This window comes from Teichococcus aerophilus (assembly GCF_014490485.1).
Taxonomy (GTDB): Bacteria; Pseudomonadota; Alphaproteobacteria; order Acetobacterales; family Acetobacteraceae; genus Pseudoroseomonas; species Pseudoroseomonas aerophila.
This window is the reverse complement of sequence record NZ_JACTVA010000068.1, coordinates 1-20,137: the sequence shown is the minus strand read 5'-3', so window position 1 is coordinate 20,137 and position 20,137 is coordinate 1. Positions and strand designations below refer to the sequence as shown.

The window sequence follows — 20,137 nt, the reverse complement described above, 5'->3', positions numbered from 1 at the left end:
GGCCTGCGCTTCGCCATCCGCGAAGGTGGCCGTACCGTTGGCGCCGGCGTCGTCGCCAGCATCAGCGCGTAACGGACTTCACCCTTGCCGGTGATGGAACGGGCCGCCCTTTGGGGCGGCCCGTTTTGTTTTTGATGGTTTTCTACCTCGACAGCCCTGGCGACCTGACCTATAGAGCCTGCCTCGCGGCAACGCTGACCGCAGGGGCGTAGCTCAATTGGCTAGAGCGCCGGTCTCCAAAACCGGAGGTTGAGAGTTCGAGACCCTCCGCCCCTGCCAGCGCCGCGAAAAAGCTTCTCGCCGGGCGGTGGCTGTCGAAGCTCCCGCCCGCGAAGCTTGTCTGAACGGTCAGGTTTCACTCTCGAACCAAGCAGGGTCGCCGGTCATTGGCTAAGTTCAATCCTATGCTGTTCGTTCGCGATGTGCGGCAGGAAGTGGCCCGTGTCACTTGGCCGTCGCGCAAAGAAACCTTGATCACCACCGGCCTGGTTCTGGCACTGTCCGCCCTGGCCGCTGTTTTCTTCCTGCTGACCGACAAGCTGATCCAACTGGTGATGAGCCTGCTGTTCGGCTTCGGCGTTTAAGGGCGGAGCGGGTTCCATGGCCGACATGAAGTGGTACGTCGTTCACGTCTATTCGGGCTTCGAAAAGAAGATTGCCCAGCAGATCCGTGAGCAGGCGGCCCAGAACGGGCTGGCCGACCAGATCGGTGACATCCTGGTGCCTTCCGAGGAAGTCACCGAGGTCCGCCGCGGCCAGAAGGTCAATTCCGAGCGGAAGTTCTTCCCCGGCTACGTGCTGGTGAAGATGACCATGACCGACGATGCGTGGCACCTGGTGAAGGACACGCCCAAGGTCACCGGCTTCCTCGGCGCCCGCAACCGCCCCAGCCCGATTACCGAGGCCGAGGCCCTGCGGATCGTCAAGCAGGTGCAGGAAGGCGTCGACAAGCCCAAGCGCCCCGCCGTCGTCTACGAAGTGGGCGAGCAGGTGCGCGTGGCCGATGGCCCCTTCGCCAGCTTCAACGGTACCGTGGAAGAAGTGGACGAGGAGAAGGGCCGCGTGAAGGTCAGCGTCTCCATCTTCGGCCGCGCCACCCCCGTCGAACTGGAATACGCACAGGTCGAGAAGGTCTGACCTTCCGATGCGGCCCCGCGACCTGTTCCGACGGGCGCGGGAAGGCTGGGAAGGCCTGTTGGCCTCTCCCGGCGGGCGCGGCAAGGTCGCGCGCGGCATCGCCGCCGGCGCCTTCGCCGCCATGCTGCCGGCCTTCGGGCTACACCTGATCATCGCCGCCGGCCTCGCCCTCGCCCTGCGTGCCAGCCTGCCGGTCGCCGCCGCGACCTGCCTGGCCATCGGCAATCCCCTGACCCACGCCGTGCTGCTGCCGCTGGAATACGCCATCGGGCGGCTGATCCTGCCGCCTGGGCTGGATTTCCTGCCCAACTCCAGCCCCGCCTGGCTGCTTTCCGCCTTGCCTGCCGCCGAGGAAACGCTGGTCGGCGGGCTGCTGCTGGCCCTGCTGGCCGGACCTTTGGCCTGGTTCCTGGCCTGGCGGGGGATGGGGCTGCGGAAAGGGTAGAGGAGGCCGGGGAAGGAATGCTCCGGACCCCTTCTTCTTCTCCGAGGCGTTCGAGCGTGGCTGTGGCGGTGTCTGGGCCGAGACCGGAGGACGTCGGAGGCTAATGGTCCAGCCCGGTTGGCCTGCGGCCTTTCCATCGCTGCCGGCCCTGGAGCCTCATGCCGACTGACGGAAAAAAGGGGTTTCAGGAGCATTTCCTCCCCTGACCTGACCCTGACGACATCACCCTGAATGTCGATTGGCTCAAGGACCTCCGGCGCACTCAGCCCGTCCTCAAACGAGACAGATCTTTCGATGGTTCTGATGCACCGGCATGGGCTGTGCCCTCAGTCGAAAATCCCGGCCCTCGGCGAGACTCCCCCCCAGCCGCCAGGGCAAAAACTCGAAAAAGAAAAGAAGGGGCCTGGGGAATTCCTTCCCCGGCCTTCCCCTTCATCCTCCCGGCTTCCGCCACTCCATCACCAGGAAATACGGCACGCGGCGGTAGCGTTCGGCCTTGTCGGGCGGGCCGCCATGGGGGAGCGGTTCTTCGAAGTGGCGCAGTTGCAGGCCGTTGGCCAGCAGCAGGGACATGTAGCGGCTCAGCGGCCGGTGCCAGTTCTGGATGCGGATGCCGCGCCAGGCCACCCATTCGGCGCGGTCCTGCATGTAGTGGTCGATGCTGAAGCGCTCGACGCCGCGGGCATCCCGCTGCCAGCCACCGGGTGGGGAGGCGGTGTTGAAGCTGGTCAGGTTGGCGATCAGCAGGCTGCCGCCGGGGCGCAGCACCCGGGCCATCTCGGCGATGGCGCTGTCGATATCGGCGATGTCGATCAGGGTGAGGTAGCTGACGACCAGGTCGAAGCGGGCGGCGGGGAAGTCCAGCGCCTCGGCCCGGCCCAGGCGGTAGTGGCCGGCGGGGTCGCGCCGGCGGGCTTCGTCCAACAGGGGCGCGGTGGGGTCGATGCCAATGGGCGCCAGGCCAGCGGCGCGCAGCATGCGGCAGAACCGCCCCTCGCCGCAGCCGACATCCAGCGCGTCGACGAAGCCCTGGCCCTGGATGCGCTGCATCATCGGCGCATCCAGTACGTATTTCCGGCCGAAATCGCCATCCTCGCCCATGTCGGCGATCCAGGCGGCGGCGGATTCGTCCCAGCCATTCTGCATTATCCGGCCTCCCTGCCTTGGTGTGGGGAGGGGGAATGGCCTGGGCGCCGGTGCCGGATCAAGCCGCCCTGGACATGGGGGCAGGCAGACCCCAGGCATGGGCGCGTGATCGTCGTGGTCTGGCCCTACCGGAGTTGCGGATCGCATGACCCGGCGGAAGTCGGAGCACGGTCGCCGATGGCCCTGCTCTTGAGCGTGATCGCTTTGGGTGGCGCAGGCGATCAACCAGAGGCCTGCACTACGCTCCGTAAACGCATGAGACCGGATCCCTTCCTACGGGCGCAGCAGGGAAGGCGCCACGCCGCCCGGCATCACCACCACCGTCGCCGTCTGGCCAGGGATCAGGCGCACACCTTCCGGCAGGGCATCGAGGCGGATACGCACCGGCACGCGCTGGGCCAGCCGCACCCAGGAGAAGGTGGGGGTCACGTTGGCCACCAGGCCCGTGGTCAGCTCCCGGTCGGCAATGCCACCGGCGATGCTCTCCACCCGGCCGGAGAGTGGTGTGCCGGGCAAGCCCATCAGCGTCACCTGCGCCGGGTCGCCGGGGCGGATGCGGTGCAGCTTGGTTTCCTCGAAATAGCCCTGCACGTGCAGGCTGGCGGCATCGACCAGCGCCATCACCGCCGTGCCGGCGGAGACATAGGCGCCGGGCCGCAGCGTCAGATTGGTGATGGTGCCATCGGCCGGGGCCAGGATCTCGCTGCGCTCCAGGTTCAGCTTCGCGATGTCCCGCTGGGCGATCGCCTCCTGCCAGGAGCCTTCGGCGGCGGCGGCATCCGAATGCGCCTGGTCCTGCCGCTGGACGGAGACGACGCCGTCCTGCAGCCGGTCGTAGCGGCGTTCGTCGCGGCGGGCGCGTTCCAGCGTCGCGGCGCGGCTGGCCACCACCGCCTCCGCCTGCTCCAGCGCCAGTGTGAAGCGGGCGCGGTCCAGCCGGAACAGCGGCTGACCCTTATGGACCGTGGCATTGTCCTGGATCAGCACTTCGGAGACGAAGCCGGGCACGTCCGGCGCGATGCCGATGATGTCGGCCCGCACGCGGCCATCCCGCGTCCAGGGCGACTGCATGTAGTAGCGCCAGAGCTGCACCCCGATGGCGACGGCGATGCAGACCAGCGCCAGCGTGACGAGGATGCGTGCCGAGCGGGCGAGAAGCGGCTTCATGACAGGACGAACTCCGAAAGGACGACGACGCCGCCCAGGGTGATGACGAACAGGGCGAAGTCGAACAAAGGCGCGTGCCAGACGTGGCGGTAGGCGCCGGTGGTCACCAGCAGGCGGCGCAGCAGGGCGGTCAGCGGCAGGGCGGCCACCGCCCACACCAGCAGGGCCGGCAGGAAGATGCCGTAGACGTCGATTTCCGCGATCATTCGGCGGCACTCCGGGGAGTGGCAATGCCCGGTGGGGCTGCCTCGGGGAACAAAGCGAGCCGCATGCCGGAGAGCGACACCGCCGCGCGGCGTGCGCCACGAGTGCCGACGGCGGCGCAGGCGCGCAGGGCGGCGTCCATCCGTTCCAGCAGCGAATCGCGTGGCAGGCGGCCGCGCGCCTCGGCGGCGACGGCGGCCAGGGCGGCCTCGATGGCGGTACGGGCCTCGGGCGGCAGTTCGGCCATGCGCTCGCGCAGGCGCAGCACGTTCAGCGCGGCACGCAGGTCGGCCAGCTCGGTCAGCCGCACCGTCTGGGCATCGGCGGCGGTCAGGCGGGCGGCCAGGGCCTCGAACCGGTCCAGCATGACGCCCATGATCAGGCGCAGATCGGCCGGCGCGCGGCCTTCGGCCATGCGGGCCAGGTCCCGCCGGTCCGCCGCCACCAGCCGGCGGACGCGCCAGGCGACGCCGAAGGAGCGGGCGAAGCGGGTGATGGCCAGTGCCAGCATCAGCCCCAGCACGGTGGCCAGGCCGCCATCGACATAGCCGGCGAAATCGGCGCTGTAGGTCTCCTGCAACCCCATCAGGGTCGGCACCGTGACCGCGACGGCCAGGGCCTGCGCCATCACGGCGGGCTGCGCGATCAGCGCGCCCGCCACCAGGTAGACAGGGGCCAGCGCCAGCACCAGCAGCGGGAAGCCGTCGATCCCCGGCAGGATAGCGAATTGGTAGAGGCCGGCGATCAGCACGGCCAGGGCGGAGCCGAGGATGAACTTCTTCAGCGCCGGCGCCGGGTCATCCATCTGCGCGAAGATGCACAGCGCGACCGCGCCCATCATCGGCACGCTGGAGCCATGCGCCCAGCCGGAGCCGATCCAGAGGATGCAGCCGACCAGGCAGGCCAGCGCGGCGGCGAGGCCGGAGAGCCCGACCAGCAGCGGGTCCACATGCCCGGGGGCGCGGGTGGTTTGCGGCGGGGCGGCGTCCTGCGGCTGTTCGTTCAACAGGCGCTCGGTCAGCTGGCGGCATTCGCGCCACTGGCTGATCAGCTCGGACATCCGGCTCAACAGGCCCTCGCGCACCAGCGCGGCCCAAGGGTCGGCGGGGGCGGCCTGGCGTTCCAGCTCCTCCACCCGGCCTTGCAGGCGCTGGGCGGTCAGGGTGCGGGCGGGGCCGGCGGGCAGGTCGATGCTCTGAGAAAGCCATGCGGCCAGATCCTCCACCAGGGGCCGCATCGCTGCAGAGGCCGCCGGGTCCAGCGCCTCGAGCACGCGGATGCGCTCGCCGATGGCGGTCATCAGCGTGGGCAGGGCGCGGGCGCTCTCATGCAGGCGGGGCAGCCACAGCAATTGGGCGTTGCGGCCGCGCGCCTCGTAGCGGGCCTGCTGGAACAGGGCGGCGAGGCCGGCGCTGTCCCGCGCGATGCGGCGGCGCTCGGCGGAGAAGCGGGCGGGGTCGTGCGGTGCGGTCAGGCTGTCCGAGCCATAGCGGGCGAGATCCGCCAGCCACTTGCGGGTGCCGGCCAGCAGGCGCGGCGTGCCGTGGCTGGGGAACAGCACGCCGTGCATGAGATAGGCGCAGAGGATGCCGAGGCCGATCTCGATCATGCGGTAGATGGCGGTGTCGAACACCGTGCCGGGACTGTCCACGATCGGGAAGGCGATCATCGCCGCGGTGTAGCCGGAGAGCATGAAGGCGTAGCTGCGCTGGGTCGGGTCGAACAGCGACGCGGCGAGGCAGAGGCCGATCCAGCCCGACATCACCAGGGAGAGCAGCAGCGGCGCGTCCACCAGGTTGGGCAGGGCGAGGATGGCGAAGGCACCGCCGCCGATGGTGCCGACCAGCCGCCACAGCGCCTTGGCCTGCATGGCGCCGGAGAAGGTCTGGGAGACGATGTAGACCGTGCCCATCGCCCAGTACGGGCGCGGCAGGTCCAGCGAGAAGGCGATGAACAGCGCCAGCATCGCCGCGGCGAAGCTGCGGAGGGAGAAGGCCCATTCATCCAGGCGGGGCAGGCGCGGCATCAGCCGGGCTCCCCGTTCGCCGGGTGGCGCTGGGCCCCGAGGACGCGCCACATCTGCTCCAGCACCCGCATGGCGGCGTCCATGTCCGCCGGGTCGGCGCCGCCCAGCAACTCCTGCCGCAGCGTATCCAGCAGCGCGTCCGCCTGCTCCGCCTTGCAGGCACCTTCGGGGGTCAGAATCAGCATCTTGGCGCGGCGGTCCACCGGATCGCCCCGGCGTTCCAGCAGGCCGGAAGCCGCCAGCTGGTCCAATAGCCGGACCAACGAGGATTGCTCGATGCCGAGGGACTGCGCCAGCTCATGCTGGCGGCAACCCTGGACCGGATGGGCATGCAGCAGCATCAGCGGCATCGCCGTGGCGTGGGAGAGCCCCAGCGCGGCCAGCCGCAGATCCGCCTCCCGCCGCCAGGCGCGGGTGATCAGGATGAAGTGGCCACCGAAGCGGCGGGACAGGTCCGACAGGGGCGTGGAGGCAGGAGGGAGCATGACGGGGGATCACATAGAAAGCTGATCATTAGGATGCAAAGCATTTGGCCATCCACGGCACCGATGCCGGTTATCACCGGAAAGAATGCCGCACAGTCCGGATTTGTGGCGGCCCCTATCGGAACGAGGGGCGTTATTGCGGGTTTACCCAGGGTCCAACACGATTTTTCACAACCGGGAGGATCCCATGCACCGTCGCACCGCCATGAGCGCCCTCGGCGCCGCCGCCTTCATGCCGGCGCTCCTGCGCCCGGCCAGCGCGCAGACGACCAGCACCTCGACCCGGGCCGCGAGCGGCCTGATGCAGTCCCGCCAGCTGGCGTTGGCCGGCAATCAGTTCTCCACCCAGACCAGCGACTTGGCGACCGGCCGGGCGCAGCACGACATCGTCAAGGCCTTTGCCCATTTCGAGGCGGCCGAGCAGCGCTCCATCGTCCAGGCCATGCAACTGGCCCGGCTGCCGGTGACCACGGTGACGCTGCCGCCGGAGAAGATGCAGATGCTGCAGCAATTGCAGGGCCTGCAGGGCGCGGCCTTCGACAGCCTGTACATGCAGGTGCAGTTGCAGGGGCACCAGGAACTGCTGCAGGCGCATGAGGGGCTGCTGGCGGCCGGCGGCAAGGATGAGAAGGTGATCTCGACCATTGCGGTCGCTGCCATCCAGCAGCACATCGCCATGCTGCAGGGGCTGCAGCAGCGCCTGCCGGCCTAAAGCCCGCCTACGGTCCCGCTTTTAACGTAATCCTTGATTGGGGGCGGGGCGGTCACGCACGGGCCGCCGGAATGGCCGGACGCCGCCACGGGTGAGCCATGCACAGGCCGCGATGCGTGAATCGCTGGACTCTCATTCCCGAGAGGGTTATACGCCCGCCTCCGCCGTTGCCAACTGGGCTGCGTGTCTCCGCGCGACCGGTTGGCGACGGCGTTTTATTCAGGGACGCGGGAGGCTCAGCCTGAGCCGCCGGACCGCGCACCTCTGAGAGCAGAGGACGGAACATGGCGAAGAAGATCGTCGGCTACATCAAGCTGCAGATCCCGGCCGGCAAGGCGAACCCCTCGCCGCCGGTTGGCCCCGCGCTGGGTCAGCGCGGCCTGAACATCATGCAGTTCGTGAAGGAATTCAACGCGGCGACGCAACAGATGGAGCCCGGCACCCCGACGCCGGTCGTCATCACCGCGTTCTCGGACCGCACCTTCTCCTTCGTCACGAAGACGCCCCCGAACACCTACTTCCTGCTGAAGGCGGCCAAGCTCGACAAGGGCAGCCAGACTCCGGGCAAGGGCGGTAACGTCGGTCGCGTCACGAAGTCGCAGCTGCGCGAGATCGCGGCGACGAAGATGAAGGACATGAACGCCAACGACGTTGAGGCGGCCGTGACCATGCTGGCGGGTTCTGCCCGTTCCATGGGCCTGTCCGTGGTGGAGGGCTGATCATGGCCAAGCAGGGCAAGCGTCTCAAGGCTCTCTACGCGGGTCTCGACACCGACAAGCTGTACGCGCTGGGCGCGGCCATCGACACCGCCAAGGCGAATGCCAAGGCGAAGTTCGATGAGACCATCGAGATCTCGATGAACCTCGGCATCGACCCGCGCCATGCCGACCAGATGGTCCGCGGCGTGGTCGGCCTGCCGAACGGCACCGGCAAGACCGTGCGCGTGGGCGTGTTCGCCCGCGGCCCGAAGGCGGAGGAGGCCCTGGCCGCCGGCGCCGACGTGGTGGGCGCGGACGACCTGGCCGCCCTGGTGCAGGAAGGCAAGATCGAGTTCGACCGCTGCATCGCGACGCCGGACATGATGGGCCTCGTCGGCCGCCTGGGTAAGATCCTGGGCCCGCGCGGCCTGATGCCGAACCCGAAGCTCGGTTCCGTCACCATGGACGTCAAGGGCGCGGTTGCCGCGGCCAAGGCCGGCCAGGTGGAGTTCCGCGCCGAGAAGGCCGGCATCGTGCATGCCGGCATCGGCAAGGCTTCCTTCTCCTCCGAGGCTCTGTTGGAGAACGCGAAGGCCTTCGTCGACGCCATCCAGCGCGCGAAGCCGACCGGCGCCAAGGGTACCTATGTGAAGAAGGTCAACGTGTCCTCTTCCATGGGCCCTGGCTACAAGGTCGATGTGACCTCTCTCTCCGCCGGCTGAGGCTGAGAGACTGAATTCCCGCCGCCGGCTTGCCGGCGGCGTGGGCAGGGAAGGGCCCTCGGGTCCTTCCTGACGACCTGTCCGAGAGCGCATGTGACCGCGAGGTCTTAATGGGGTCCGCCCCGCACGCGTGAGACGGGATGCCCGAGAGATCGTGGCCGGTGGATTCGCCCTCGGGTGGGGCACCGGTGAGATTGGCTTGGTGTCTTCCGTGAACTCAATGACAGGTGAACCAGGGGTGGCGTGCGGCCCAGGCCGGACAAGACCCCCGTGTGAACCGGCCGGTGCCCCTCCACAAGGTGCCGGCTACCGTAAGTAGTTGGGAAGTATGGACCGTACGGAAAAGCGCGCGTTCGTTGCCTCCCTCGCGGATGTGTTCGGAGAGACCTCCTTCGTGCTCGTCGCCCAGAACAAGGGCATGACGGTCGCGGGCGTGAGCGATCTGCGGCGCAAGATGCGGGCGGCGGGTGCGACGTATAAGGTCGCGAAGAACCGGCTGGCCAACCTTGCCCTCGAAGGTACGTCGTTCCAGGGCATCTCGCCTCTGCTGAAGGGTCCGACCGCGCTCGCGTGGTCGAAGGATCCGGTGGCCGTGGCGAAGACTGCCGTGGAATTCGCCAAGGCGAACGACAAGTTCGTCATCCTCGGCGGGTCGCTGGGAACCCAGGTCCTCGATGTCAATGGCATCAAGGCTCTGGCGGAACTGCCCTCGCTCGAGACGCTGCGCGCCCAGCTGCTGGGCCTGATTCAGACGCCTGCGACTCGTATCGCCGGCATCCTGCAGGCTCCTGGTGGCCAGATCGCGCGCGTCCTGGCGGCGTATGCCAAGAAGGACGAGGCGGCCTAATAGCCTCTCGCGGAAGACTCCCGGCCCAGCATTTTGGCCGGGGATTGCATTCGACAAGCCAAGCGATTACATCGAAGGATACAAGACATGGCCGATCTCGCTAAGATCGTGGACGATCTGTCCGCCCTGACCGTTCTGGAAGCCGCTGAGCTCTCCAAGATGCTCGAAGAGAAGTGGGGCGTTTCCGCCGCCGCTCCTGTTGCCGTGGCTGCTGCCCCGGCCGGTGGTGGCGCCGCTGCGGCCCCCGCCGAAGAGCAGACGGAATTCACCGTCATTCTGGCTTCCGCTGGTGACAAGAAGATCAACGTCATCAAGGAAATCCGCACCATCACCGGCCTGGGCCTGAAGGAAGCCAAGGATCTGGTCGAGGGCGCGCCGAAGACCGTGAAGGAAGGCGCTACCAAGGACGAAGCGGCGAAGATCAAGAAGGTCCTCGAAGAGAACGGGGCGACCGTCGAGGTCAAGTAAGCTCTTTTTCGGCTCCTCCCGGGGTGTTGAGCCCTGGGAGAGTGAAAAGAGTGCGAGTCGGTTCGGGCGGGGACCCTATGGGTGCCTGCCCGCGCCTGCGTTCGGCGGATTCCTCTCCGTACGACGCGTCCGGGGTGAACCCCGGGGATACCCCCGCTGGCTGGGGAATTTTAGCCGGGTAGATGGGTCGGCGTGAAGGGAAGCAAGACGGGCATGAACGCAATCACCAAGTCGTTCACCGGGCGCAAGCGCATCCGTAAGTCCTTTGGGCGTCTGCCCGAGGTGGCGCCGATGCCGAACCTGATCGATGTGCAGCGCGCCTCCTACGAAGCGTTCCTGCAGATGGGTGTGCATCCGGATTCGCGGACGAACACCGGGTTGCAGGAAGTGTTCAAGTCGGTCTTCCCGATCGACGACTTCGCCGGGCGTGGCCGCCTGGAGTTCGTCCAGTACGAACTCGAAGAGCCCAAGTATGACGTGGAAGAGTGCATCCAGCGCGGGCTGACCTTTGCCGCCCCGCTGAAGGTCCGCCTGCGCCTGATCGTCTGGGATGTTGATGAGGACACCGGGTCCCGGTCCGTCCGCGACATCAAGGAGCAGGACGTCTACATGGGCGACATGCCCCTGATGACGGATAACGGCACCTTCATCATCAACGGCACCGAGCGCGTCATCGTCTCGCAGATGCACCGCTCCCCTGGCGTGTTCTTCGACCACGACAAGGGCAAGACGCACAGCAGCGGCAAGTACCTGTTCGCCGCGCGCGTCATCCCCTATCGCGGCTCCTGGCTGGACTTCGAGTTCGACGCCAAGGACATCTGCTACGTGCGCGTGGACCGGAAGCGCAAGCTGCCCGCCACGACGCTGCTCTACGCCCTGGAATCCGCCGCGACCGAAGCCAAGCGCGCCAACCTGGCCCCCGGCCAGGCGCTGGAGCCGGGCGAGGTGCGTGGCATGGATGGGGAAGAGATCCTCAACACCTTCTACAACCAGGTGATCTTTAAGCTCGGCCCCAAGGGCTGGAGCCGGACCTTCGAGCCCGACTCCTTCAAGGGCCTGAAGCTGGCCGAGAACCTGGTCGATGCCGTCTCCGGCGAAGTGGTCGCCGAGAAGGACACCAAGCTGACGGCGCGCGCCGCCCGCAAGATCGCCGAAGGCGGCACCACCGAGGTGCTGGCCGCGCGCGTGGACCTGCTGGGCCGCTTCGTGGCCGAGGACCTGGTCGACCTGAACTCGGGCGAGATCTGGGCCGAGGCGGGCGAGGAGCTGACCGAACCGAAGCTGGCCGCCATCGAGCAGGCCGGCCTGGACGAGCTGCCGACCCTGGCGATCGACCAGTCCACCGGCCCGTGGATGCGTAACACCCTGGTGGTGGACAAGAACAACTCGCGTGACGAAGCGCTGATGGACATCTACCGCGTCATGCGGCCGGGTGAGCCGCCGACGCCGGAGACCGCCGAGGCACTGTTCCGTGGCCTGTTCTTCGACGAGGAGCGCTACGACCTCTCCACCGTCGGCCGCGTGAAGATGAACATGCGCCTGGGCTTCAGCCTGGACGACGTGCCCGACCACCTGCGCACCCTGCGCAAGCAGGACGTGCTGGCGACCGTCAAGACGCTGCTGGAGCTGAAGGACGGCAAGGGCCAGATCGACGACATCGACAATCTCGGCAACCGCCGGGTGCGTTCGGTGGGCGAGCTGATGGAGAACCAGTACCGCGTCGGCCTGCTGCGGATGGAGCGTGCGATCAAGGAGCGCATGGGGTCGGTCGATATCGACACCGTCATGCCGCATGACCTGATCAACGCGAAGCCCGCGGCGGCTGCCGTGCGCGAGTTCTTCGGCTCGTCGCAGCTCTCGCAGTTCATGGACCAGACCAACCCGCTGTCTGAGGTGACGCATAAGCGCCGCCTCTCGGCGCTTGGCCCGGGCGGTCTGACGCGTGAGCGTGCCGGCTTCGAGGTGCGCGACGTGCACCCGACCCACTACGGCCGTATCTGCCCGATTGAGACGCCGGAAGGCCCGAATATCGGCCTGATCAACAGCCTCGCCACCTTCGCCAAGGTGAACAAGTACGGCTTCATCGAGACGCCGTACCGCCTGGTGAAGGACGGCAAGATCACCGGTGCGCCCCGCTACCTCTCCGCCATGGAAGAGGAGAAGCTGGTGGTCGCCCAGGCCGATGCCGAGGTGAACGCCGAGAGCGGCGAGTTCCTGTCCGACCTCGTCTCCGTCCGCCAGGGCGGCGACTTCCGGCTGGTGAAGCCGGAAGAGGTGACGGCCATCGACGTCTCGCCCAAGCAGCTGGTCTCCGTCGCCGCGGCGCTCATCCCGTTCCTGGAGAACGATGACGCCAACCGCGCGCTGATGGGCTCCAACATGATGCGTCAGGCGGTGCCGCTGGTGCAGTCCGATGCGCCGCTGGTGGGCACGGGCATGGAGGCCGCCGTTGCGCGCGACTCCGGCGCGACCATCGTGGCCCGCCGTGGCGGCGTGATCGACTCCATCGACGGCGCGCGCATCGTGGTGCGAGCGACGAACGAGGAGGACGGCACGACCCGTGGCGTCGACATCTACCGCCTGCGCAAGTTCCAGCGTTCCAACCAGAGCACCTGCATCAACCAGCGCCCCCTGGTGAAGGTGGGCGACCAGGTTGCGGGTGGTGACATCATCGCCGACGGCCCCTCCACCCAGCTCGGTGAGCTGGCGCTGGGCCGTAACGTGCTCGTCGCCTTCATGCCCTGGAATGGCTACAACTTCGAAGATTCCATCCTGATCAGCGAGCGTATCGCCAAGGATGACGTCTTCACCTCGATCCATATCGAGGAATTCGAAGTCATGGCCCGCGACACCAAGCTCGGCCAGGAAGAGATCACCCGCGACATTCCGAATGTGGGTGAAGAAGCCCTGCGGAACCTCGACGAGGCCGGCATCGTCTATGTCGGCGCCGAGGTGAACCCGGGCGACATCCTGATCGGCAAGGTGACGCCGAAGGGCGAGAGCCCGATGACGCCGGAAGAGAAGCTGCTGCGCGCCATCTTCGGCGAGAAGGCTTCCGACGTCCGCGACACCTCGCTGCGCCTGCCGCCCGGCACGACCGGTACCATTGTCGACGTTCGCGTCTTCTCCCGCCGTGGCGTGGACAAGGACGAGCGCGCCATGGCGATCGACCGCGCCGAGGTGGAGCGCCTGGCCAAGGACCGTGACGACGAGCGCGCCATCCAGGAGCGCAGCTTCACCTCGCGTCTGCGTGAGAAGCTGCTGAACCAGAAGGCGAGCGGCGGCTTCAAGGGTGTGAAGTCCGGCACCCCGATCACCGACGAGGTGCTGGAGCAGTTCTCCCGCGCCACGTGGCGGCAGATCGGCGTGCAGGACGACGCCGTGATGGCCGAGATCGAGGCGCTGAAGCGCGAGTTCGACGCGGCCGTCGAGAAGCTGCAGAAGCGGTTCGACAGCAAGGTCGAGAAGCTGCAGCGCGGCGACGAGCTGCCGCCGGGCGTCATGAAGATGGTCAAGGTCTTCGTCGCGGTGAAGCGCAAGCTGCAGCCGGGCGATAAGATGGCCGGCCGCCACGGCAACAAGGGTGTCGTCTCCCGCGTCGTGCCCGTCGAGGACATGCCGTTCCTGCCGGACGGCACTTCGGTGGACATCGTGCTGAATCCGCTGGGCGTGCCCTCGCGCATGAACATCGGTCAGATCCTGGAGACGCACCTGGGCTGGGCCTGTGCCGTGCTCGGCAAGCAGGTCGGTGAGCTGGTGGACGACTACCAGCGCGCCGGCGCGGCCCGGGACGAGTACGTGGCCAAGCTGCGCGACGTGTATGGCGACGTGATCTTCGACCGCGACATCGAGGACATGACCGAGGACCAGCTGATGGAACTCGGCGAGAACCTCAAGCGCGGCGTTCCCATCGCTACGCCGGTGTTTGACGGCGCGCGGATCTCCGACATCGAGACCATGCTGACGAAGGCTGGCCTCGACACCTCGGGCCAGACCACGTTGATCGACGGCCGCTCCGGCGAGCCGTTCGAGCGCAAGGTCACGGTCGGCTACATCTACATGCTGAAGCTGCACCACCTGGTCGACGACAAGATCCACGCGCGTTCGATCGGTCCGTACTCCCTCGTCACGCAGCAGCCGCTGGGTGGTAAGGCGCAGTTCGGTGGCCAGCGCTTCGGTGAGATGGAGGTGTGGGCCCTGGAAGCCTACGGCGCCGCCTACACCCTGCAGGAGATGCTGACGGTGAAGTCGGACGACGTGTCCGGCCGCACCAAGGTCTACGAGGCGATCGTCCGCGATCAGGACAACTTCGAGGCCGGCATCCCCGAGTCCTTCAACGTCCTGGTCAAGGAATTGAAGTCGCTGGGCCTGAATGTCGATCTGGAGAACCGCCCGTCTTGATCAGTCTCTCCCTGATTAAGCCACGCGGAATCAACCTTTTGCTCAGCCGCGCCGGGGACATCCCGGCGCGGCGGCCTCACCTTGAGAGGACGGGCGCATGAACGAACTGATGAAGATCCTTGGCCAGACCGGCCAGGCGATGACGTTTGATCAAATCAAGATCACGATCGCCAGCCCGGAGCAGATCCGCTCCTGGTCCTATGGGGAAATCAAGAAGCCCGAGACCATCAACTACCGGACGTTCAAGCCGGAGCGTGATGGCCTGTTCTGTGCGCGCATCTTTGGTCCGATCAAGGACTATGAGTGCCTGTGCGGCAAGTACAAGCGGATGAAGTTCCGCGGCATCATCTGCGAGAAGTGCGGCGTCGAGGTGACGCTGGCCAAGGTGCGCCGTGAGCGCATGGGCCATATCGAGCTCGCCAGCCCGGTCGCGCATATCTGGTTCATGAAGTCGCTGCCTTCGCGCGTCGGCCTGATGGTCGATATGTCGCTGAAGGAGCTGGAGAAGGTTCTGTACTTCGAGTCGTATGTGGTGCTGGAGCCGGGTCTGACCGACCTGAAGCTGCACCAGCTGCTGACCGAGGAGCAGTACGTCTCCAAGCAGGACGAGTTCGGCGAGGACGCCTTCTCCGTCGGCATCGGCGCCGAGGCCGTCAAGCAGATGCTGGCCGGCATCGACCTGGACCGTGAGAGCACGCAGCTGCGCGTGGACCTCAAGGAGACCGCGTCGGAAGCCAAGCGTAAGAAGTACGTCAAGCGCCTGAAGATGATCGAGGCATTCAAGGAGGGCGGCGCCCGTCCTGAGTGGATGATCCTCGACGTCGTGCCGGTCATCCCGCCCGAGCTGCGCCCGCTGGTGCCGCTGGATGGTGGCCGCTTCGCCACGTCCGACCTGAACGACCTGTACCGCCGCGTCATCAACCGCAACAACCGCCTCAAGCGGCTGATCGAGCTGCGGGCGCCGGACATCATTGTGCGCAACGAGAAGCGCATGCTGCAGGAATCGGTGGACGCGCTGTTCGATAACGGCCGCCGTGGCCGCGCCATCACGGGTGCCAACAAGCGCCCGCTGAAGTCGCTGTCCGACATGCTGAAGGGCAAGCAGGGCCGCTTCCGTCAGAACCTGCTCGGCAAGCGCGTCGACTATTCGGGCCGTTCGGTCATCGTCGTCGGGCCGGAGATGAAGCTGCACCAGTGCGGTCTTCCGAAGAAGATGGCGCTGGAGCTGTTCAAGCCCTTCATCTACTCGAAGCTCGAGAAGTATGGCCACGCCACCACCATCAAGGCCGCCAAGCGGATGGTGGAGAAGGAGCGTCCCGAGGTCTGGGACATCCTGGAAGAGGTCATCCGCGAGCACCCCGTCTTCCTGAACCGCGCGCCGACGCTGCACCGCCTGGGCATCCAGGCGTTCGAGCCGGTGCTGGTCGAGGGCAAGGCGATCCAGCTGCACCCGCTGGTCTGCACCGCCTTCAACGCTGACTTCGACGGCGACCAGATGGCCGTGCACGTGCCCCTGAGCCTCGAGGCTCAGCTGGAAGCGCGCGTGCTGATGATGTCGACCAACAACATCCTCAGCCCCGCCAACGGCAAGCCGATCATCGTGCCGTCGCAGGATATCGTCCTCGGCCTGTACTACCTCTCGCTCGAGACGCCGGAATTCCGCGTCGCCGAGAAGGAGCATGAGCAGTTCCGCAAGGCGATCGGTGGCACCAACGGCAAGGCCGTGGACGCGCTGTCCGCCGCCGAGCGGAAGGCGCTGGAGCACCGCCCGCACGTGTTCGGCGACCTGGGCGAGGTGGAGCAGGCGCTGGCCGCCGGCTCGATCACGCTGCACACCGCCGTCATGGCGCGTGTGGCCGCGCCGAGCGAGGACAACCCCAAGCGTCATGAGACCGTGCTGACCACCGCCGGCCGCATGATGATGGGCGCCCTGCTGCCGCGCGACTGGCGCACGCCCTACAGCCTGGTGAACCGCCAGCTGACCAAGAAGTCCATCTCGGACGTCATGGACGCCGTGTACCGCCATTGCGGCCAGAAGGAATCGGTGATCTTCGCCGACCGCCTGATGTCGCTCGGCTTCAAGCAGGCGGCCAAGGCCGGCATTTCGTTCGGCAAGGACGACATGATGATCCCGGCCGAGAAGGAAGGCCTGATCGCGGCCACCAAGGCCGAGGTGAAGGAGTTCGAGCAGCAGTACCTCGACGGCCTGATCACGGCCGGCGAGCGCTACAACAAGGTGGTTGACGCCTGGTCCCGCTGCACGGACGAGGTCGCCGGCGCGATGATGAAGGAGATCTCCCGCCAGGAGGTCGGCCGCGTCACCAACTCGGTCTGGATGATGTCGCATTCCGGTGCGCGTGGCTCGCCGGCGCAGATGCGCCAGCTGGCCGGCATGCGCGGCCTGATGGCCAAGCCCTCGGGCGAGATCATCGAGCAGCCGATCATCGCGAACTTCAAGGAAGGCCTGTCCGTCCTCGAGTACTTCAACTCCACCCACGGCGCCCGTAAGGGCCTGGCGGACACGGCGCTGAAGACCGCGAACTCCGGCTACCTGACGCGCCGCCTGGTCGACGTGGCGCAGGACTGCATCATCGTCGAGCCCGATTGCGGCACCGAGCGCGGCATCACCGTGCGCGCCGTGATGGATGGCGGTGAGACGGTGTCCTCGCTGTCCGAGCGTATCCTCGGCCGGACCGTGCAGCGCGACATCATCGACCCGGAGACGGGCGAGGTGATCCTGCCGCGCGGCACGCTGGTCGACGAGCCGAATGCCGAGATGGTCGAGCAGGCGGGGGTGGAGGAAGTCTACATCCGCTCCGTCCTGACCTGTGACGCGCGCTCCGGCGTCTGCGGCATGTGCTACGGGCGCGATCTGGCCCGCGGCACGACCGTGAACATCGGCGAGGCTGTCGGCGTCATCGCCGCGCAGTCCATCGGTGAGCCGGGCACGCAGCTGACCATGCGTACCTTCCACATCGGCGGTGCCGCGACCCGTGGTGCCGAGCAATCGGCGGTCGAGGCGACCAGCGAAGGCAGCGTCGTGGTGGTGAACCGCAACGTGGTCGCCAACAGCCAGGGCGTGCCCATCGTGATGTCGCGTAACTGCGAGATCGTGCTGACCGACGCCAATGGCCGTGAGCGCGCCCGCTACCGCGTGCCCTACGGTGCCCGCCTGCTGGTGCTGGAGGACGGCATGGCCGTCACCCGTGGCCAGAAGCTGGCCGAATGGGACCCGTTCACCCTGCCGATCATCACGGAGAAGGGCGGCGCGATCGAATACGCCGACCTGATCGAGGGTGTGACGCTGGTGGAGCGGCAGGACGAGGTGACCGGCCTCTCCTCCAAGGTGGTGGTGGACTACAAGCAGGCGGCACGCGGCGTCGATCTGCGTCCCCGCATCATCCTGAAGGACGAGAAGGGCAACGTCGCCAAGCTCTCCAACGGTGCCGAGGCCCGCTACTTCCTGTCCCCCGACTCGATCCTCTCGGTCGAGAATGGCGCGCAGGTCGCGGCTGGTGACGTCGTGGCCCGCCTGCCGCGCGAGTCCTCCAAGACCCGCGACATCACCGGCGGTCTGCCCCGCGTGGCCGAGCTGTTCGAGGCCCGCCGCCCGAAGGATCACGCGATCATCAGCGAGATCGATGGGCGCGTGGAGTTCGGCAAGGACTACAAGGCCAAGCGCCGCATCCTGGTGGTGCCGGAGCAGGTGGGCGACGAGGCCCCCGTGCCCCGCGAATACCTGGTGCCGAAGGGCAAGCACGTGTCCGTGCAGGAAGGCGACTACGTCAAGGCGGGTGACCCGCTGGTCGACGGTCCACGCGTTCCGCACGACATCCTGCGCGTGCTGGGCGTCGAGGCGCTGGCGAACTACCTGGTGAACGAGATCCAGGACGTCTACCGACTGCAGGGCGTGAAGATCAATGACAAGCACATCGAGGTCATTGTTCGTCAGATGCTGCAGAAGGTGGAGATCCTGGAGCCGGGCGACACCACCTACCTGACCGGCGAGACGGTCGAGCGCATCGAGTTCGAGATCGAGAACGAAAAGCTCATCGCGAACAAGGAGCGCCCGGCGCGGGCCGAGCCGGTGCTGCAGGGCATCACCAAGGCATCGCTGCAGACCACCAGCTTCATCTCGGCCGCCTCCTTCCAGGAGACGACGCGGGTGCTGACGGAAGCGGCGGTGGCCGGCAAGATCGACTATCTGGCCGGGCTGAAGGAGAACGTGATCGTGGGTCGTCTGATCCCCGCGGGCACGGGCTCCGTGATGAACCGCCTGCGTGCGCTGGCTGCCCAGCGCGACGGGCAGCGCCTGCCGGCCCAGGGGAACGCCCCCGCCGCTGGTGGTGCCGCCCTGCCGAAGCCTGGCACACAGGCCGCCGAGTAGGCGGCCCGTACCGGGCGCCCCGCGCCCGGTGCATAGAAGCTAAGGGGAATCCGGGGTCATTCTGGCCCCGGATTCTTTGCGAGGGGGGTGCGGCGCGCTTGACTCATTGGGGGTCGGCGCGTAGGTTCCGCGCCCTCGACGGGGTTCATCCAAGCACTGGATGAGCCTGCGGAGTTCTGGACGACAGGTTCTGTGCAACCGGTGCCGCGCCCCCTAAGGGCGCCAAGGCCGGGGGCGGGAAAGCTCGAAGAGAGGCGCAGCAATGCGTCGCCTGTTCGGGCGTACTCGTTTGTATGGGGTCTGGGCGTCGCTGGAAGCACAAGGGGCGTTATGCCGACGATCAATCAGCTCATCGCCAGCGGGCGTGAGCCCAAGCCGGTCCGGAACAAGGTTCCGGCCTTGCAGAACTGCCCGCAGAAGCGTGGCGTTTGCACCCGCGTCTACACGACCACCCCGAAGAAGCCGAACTCGGCGCTTCGTAAGGTCGCGAAGGTGCGCCTGGTCAATGGCCACGAAGTGGTGAGCTACATTCCCGGTGAAGGTCACAACCTCCAGGAGCACTCCGTGGTGCTGATCCGTGGCGGTCGCGTGAAGGATCTTCCCGGCGTGCGCTACCACATCCTGCGCGGCGTTCTGGATACGCAGGGCATTGCCAAGCGGCGCAAGCGGCGCTCGCTGTACGGCGCGAAGCGGCCGAAGTAAGGAAGAGAAGCGATGTCGCGTCGCCATAGCGCCGAGAAGCGTGAAGTCCTGCCGGACCCCAAGTTCGGTGATATCGTTCTCAGCCGTTTCATGAACGTGCTGATGTACGATGGTAAGAAGAGCACGGCCGAGCGTATCGTCTACGCCGCCATGGACACCCTGAAGCGCCGCGGCGGTCCGAACAGCGACCCCCTGCGCCTGTTCCATGAAGCGATGGACAACGTGAAGCCTGCGGTCGAGGTGCGGTCCCGCCGCGTCGGCGGTGCCACCTACCAGGTGCCCGTCGAGGTTCGGCCGGAACGGCGCCAGGCTCTGGCGATCCGCTGGCTCATCGAGAGCTCCCGCAAGCGCGGTGAGCACACGATGGAAGAGCGGCTCTCCTCCGAGCTGATGGATGCCGCGAACAACCGCGGCACCGCCGTGAAGAAGCGCGAAGACACGCACCGGATGGCCGAAGCCAACAAGGCCTTCAGCCACTACCGCTGGTAACAGACCCGATCGGGATTTAAGACAATGGCGAAAGCTAAGTTTGAGCGGAACAAGCCGCACTGCAACATTGGCACGATCGGGCACGTGGATCATGGCAAGAC

Annotated in this window: 18 protein-coding genes and 1 tRNA gene; 14 read left to right on the top strand and 5 right to left on the bottom strand. The window is 67.0% G+C overall.

Going from position 1 to position 20,137, the window contains the following annotated elements; all coding sequences use genetic code 11:
- The 5 genes from IBL26_RS23045 to IBL26_RS23025 all read left to right on the top strand — a co-directional run.
- Nucleotides 1-72, top strand: a 72-nt coding sequence (locus IBL26_RS23045) for an EF-Tu C-terminal domain-related protein (protein ID WP_206684248.1), incomplete at its 5' end; no start/stop codon positions are given.
- A 130-nt stretch (nt 73-202) separates the two neighbouring features.
- Nucleotides 203-279 (top strand) — tRNA-Trp (locus IBL26_RS23040).
- A gap of 125 nt (nt 280-404) precedes the next feature.
- A complete protein-coding gene (gene secE / locus IBL26_RS23035; protein WP_456316419.1) occupies nt 405-584 on the top strand; it encodes a preprotein translocase subunit SecE in 180 nt (59 codons plus the stop codon).
- 16 nt (nt 585-600) lie between these two features.
- Nucleotides 601-1,137, top strand: coding sequence for a transcription termination/antitermination protein NusG (gene nusG, locus IBL26_RS23030; protein WP_187786857.1), 537 nt, complete (start codon nt 601-603; stop codon nt 1,135-1,137).
- A 7-nt stretch (nt 1,138-1,144) separates the two neighbouring features.
- Complete coding sequence (locus IBL26_RS23025) at nt 1,145-1,582, top strand: DUF2062 domain-containing protein (protein WP_187786856.1); 438 nt, start codon at nt 1,145-1,147, stop codon at nt 1,580-1,582.
- 432 nt (nt 1,583-2,014) lie between these two features.
- Here IBL26_RS23025 and IBL26_RS23020 read toward each other — a convergent pair whose 3' ends face one another.
- The 5 genes from IBL26_RS23020 to IBL26_RS23000 form a co-directional block, all read right to left on the bottom strand.
- Complete coding sequence (locus tag IBL26_RS23020; RefSeq protein WP_187786855.1) at nt 2,015-2,728, bottom strand: class I SAM-dependent methyltransferase; 714 nt, start codon at nt 2,726-2,728, stop codon at nt 2,015-2,017.
- A gap of 273 nt (nt 2,729-3,001) precedes the next feature.
- Entirely contained in the window at nt 3,002-3,895 is an 894-nt protein-coding gene (locus tag IBL26_RS23015) for an efflux RND transporter periplasmic adaptor subunit (RefSeq protein WP_187786854.1), read from the bottom strand.
- The gene (locus IBL26_RS23010; RefSeq protein ID WP_187786853.1) at nt 3,892-4,101 is read right to left on the bottom strand and encodes a DUF1656 domain-containing protein; all 210 of its coding nucleotides are present in this window, start codon (nt 4,099-4,101) and stop codon (nt 3,892-3,894) included. The genes IBL26_RS23015 and IBL26_RS23010 overlap by 4 nt, the downstream gene beginning before the upstream one ends.
- Nucleotides 4,098-6,125 (bottom strand): FUSC family protein, encoded by a 2,028-nt coding sequence (locus IBL26_RS23005; RefSeq protein ID WP_187786852.1) that lies wholly within the window; start codon nt 6,123-6,125, stop codon nt 4,098-4,100. The genes IBL26_RS23010 and IBL26_RS23005 overlap by 4 nt, the downstream gene beginning before the upstream one ends.
- Nucleotides 6,125-6,610 carry a MarR family winged helix-turn-helix transcriptional regulator gene (locus IBL26_RS23000; protein WP_187786851.1) on the bottom strand — a complete coding sequence of 162 codons (486 nt, stop codon included), beginning with the start codon at nt 6,608-6,610 and terminating at the stop codon, nt 6,125-6,127. The genes IBL26_RS23005 and IBL26_RS23000 overlap by 1 nt, the downstream gene beginning before the upstream one ends.
- 187 nt (nt 6,611-6,797) lie before the next feature.
- Between IBL26_RS23000 and IBL26_RS22995 the strand changes: the two genes are divergently transcribed.
- The 9 genes from IBL26_RS22995 (at nt 6,798) to rpsG (ending at nt 20,036) form a co-directional block, all read left to right on the top strand.
- A complete protein-coding gene (locus tag IBL26_RS22995; protein WP_187786850.1) occupies nt 6,798-7,322 on the top strand; it encodes a DUF4142 domain-containing protein in 525 nt (174 codons plus the stop codon).
- A gap of 284 nt (nt 7,323-7,606) precedes the next feature.
- Nucleotides 7,607-8,041, top strand: a complete 435-nt coding sequence (rplK, locus tag IBL26_RS22990) for a 50S ribosomal protein L11 (RefSeq protein ID WP_187786849.1) — start codon at nt 7,607-7,609, stop codon at nt 8,039-8,041.
- Nucleotides 8,042-8,043: 2 nt separating this feature from the next.
- Nucleotides 8,044-8,742: a 50S ribosomal protein L1 gene (gene rplA, locus IBL26_RS22985; RefSeq protein WP_187786848.1), complete on the top strand. Its 699-nt coding sequence runs from the start codon at nt 8,044-8,046 to the stop codon at nt 8,740-8,742.
- A gap of 328 nt (nt 8,743-9,070) precedes the next feature.
- Nucleotides 9,071-9,589, top strand: coding sequence for a 50S ribosomal protein L10 (rplJ, locus tag IBL26_RS22980; RefSeq protein ID WP_187786847.1), 519 nt, complete (start codon nt 9,071-9,073; stop codon nt 9,587-9,589).
- A gap of 87 nt (nt 9,590-9,676) precedes the next feature.
- Complete coding sequence (gene rplL, locus IBL26_RS22975; protein WP_187786846.1) at nt 9,677-10,057, top strand: 50S ribosomal protein L7/L12; 381 nt, start codon at nt 9,677-9,679, stop codon at nt 10,055-10,057.
- A 213-nt stretch (nt 10,058-10,270) separates the two neighbouring features.
- Nucleotides 10,271-14,458 carry a DNA-directed RNA polymerase subunit beta gene (gene rpoB, locus IBL26_RS22970; protein ID WP_187786845.1) on the top strand — a complete coding sequence of 1,396 codons (4,188 nt, stop codon included), beginning with the start codon at nt 10,271-10,273 and terminating at the stop codon, nt 14,456-14,458.
- 97 nt (nt 14,459-14,555) lie between these two features.
- Complete coding sequence (gene rpoC, locus IBL26_RS22965) at nt 14,556-18,845, top strand: DNA-directed RNA polymerase subunit beta' (protein WP_187786844.1); 4,290 nt, start codon at nt 14,556-14,558, stop codon at nt 18,843-18,845.
- 330 nt (nt 18,846-19,175) lie between these two features.
- On the top strand, nt 19,176-19,547 hold the full coding sequence (gene rpsL, locus IBL26_RS22960; protein WP_007438460.1) for a 30S ribosomal protein S12: 372 nt from the start codon (nt 19,176-19,178) through the stop codon (nt 19,545-19,547).
- Nucleotides 19,548-19,559: 12 nt separating this feature from the next.
- Nucleotides 19,560-20,036: a 30S ribosomal protein S7 gene (gene rpsG / locus IBL26_RS22955; protein ID WP_187786843.1), complete on the top strand. Its 477-nt coding sequence runs from the start codon at nt 19,560-19,562 to the stop codon at nt 20,034-20,036.
- Nucleotides 20,037-20,137: the final 101 nt, after the last annotated feature.

Bases quoted from the DNA above. Each gene is read 5' to 3' on its own strand.
- secE (WP_456316419.1), top strand. From the start codon at position 405: ATGCTGTTCGTTCGCGATGTGCGGCAGGAAGTGGCCCGTGTCACTTGG.
- nusG (WP_187786857.1), top strand. From the start codon at position 601: ATGGCCGACATGAAGTGGTACGTCGTTCACGTCTATTCGGGCTTCGAA.
- IBL26_RS23025 (WP_187786856.1), top strand. From the start codon at position 1,145: ATGCGGCCCCGCGACCTGTTCCGACGGGCGCGGGAAGGCTGGGAAGGC.
- IBL26_RS23020 (WP_187786855.1), bottom strand. From the start codon at position 2,728: ATGCAGAATGGCTGGGACGAATCCGCCGCCGCCTGGATCGCCGACATG.
- IBL26_RS23015 (WP_187786854.1), bottom strand. From the start codon at position 3,895: ATGAAGCCGCTTCTCGCCCGCTCGGCACGCATCCTCGTCACGCTGGCG.
- IBL26_RS23010 (WP_187786853.1), bottom strand. From the start codon at position 4,101: ATGATCGCGGAAATCGACGTCTACGGCATCTTCCTGCCGGCCCTGCTG.
- IBL26_RS23005 (WP_187786852.1), bottom strand. From the start codon at position 6,125: ATGCCGCGCCTGCCCCGCCTGGATGAATGGGCCTTCTCCCTCCGCAGC.
- IBL26_RS23000 (WP_187786851.1), bottom strand. From the start codon at position 6,610: ATGCTCCCTCCTGCCTCCACGCCCCTGTCGGACCTGTCCCGCCGCTTC.
- IBL26_RS22995 (WP_187786850.1), top strand. From the start codon at position 6,798: ATGCACCGTCGCACCGCCATGAGCGCCCTCGGCGCCGCCGCCTTCATG.
- rplK (WP_187786849.1), top strand. From the start codon at position 7,607: ATGGCGAAGAAGATCGTCGGCTACATCAAGCTGCAGATCCCGGCCGGC.
- rplA (WP_187786848.1), top strand. From the start codon at position 8,044: ATGGCCAAGCAGGGCAAGCGTCTCAAGGCTCTCTACGCGGGTCTCGAC.
- rplJ (WP_187786847.1), top strand. From the start codon at position 9,071: ATGGACCGTACGGAAAAGCGCGCGTTCGTTGCCTCCCTCGCGGATGTG.
- rplL (WP_187786846.1), top strand. From the start codon at position 9,677: ATGGCCGATCTCGCTAAGATCGTGGACGATCTGTCCGCCCTGACCGTT.
- rpoB (WP_187786845.1), top strand. From the start codon at position 10,271: ATGAACGCAATCACCAAGTCGTTCACCGGGCGCAAGCGCATCCGTAAG.
- rpoC (WP_187786844.1), top strand. From the start codon at position 14,556: ATGAACGAACTGATGAAGATCCTTGGCCAGACCGGCCAGGCGATGACG.
- rpsL (WP_007438460.1), top strand. From the start codon at position 19,176: ATGCCGACGATCAATCAGCTCATCGCCAGCGGGCGTGAGCCCAAGCCG.
- rpsG (WP_187786843.1), top strand. From the start codon at position 19,560: ATGTCGCGTCGCCATAGCGCCGAGAAGCGTGAAGTCCTGCCGGACCCC.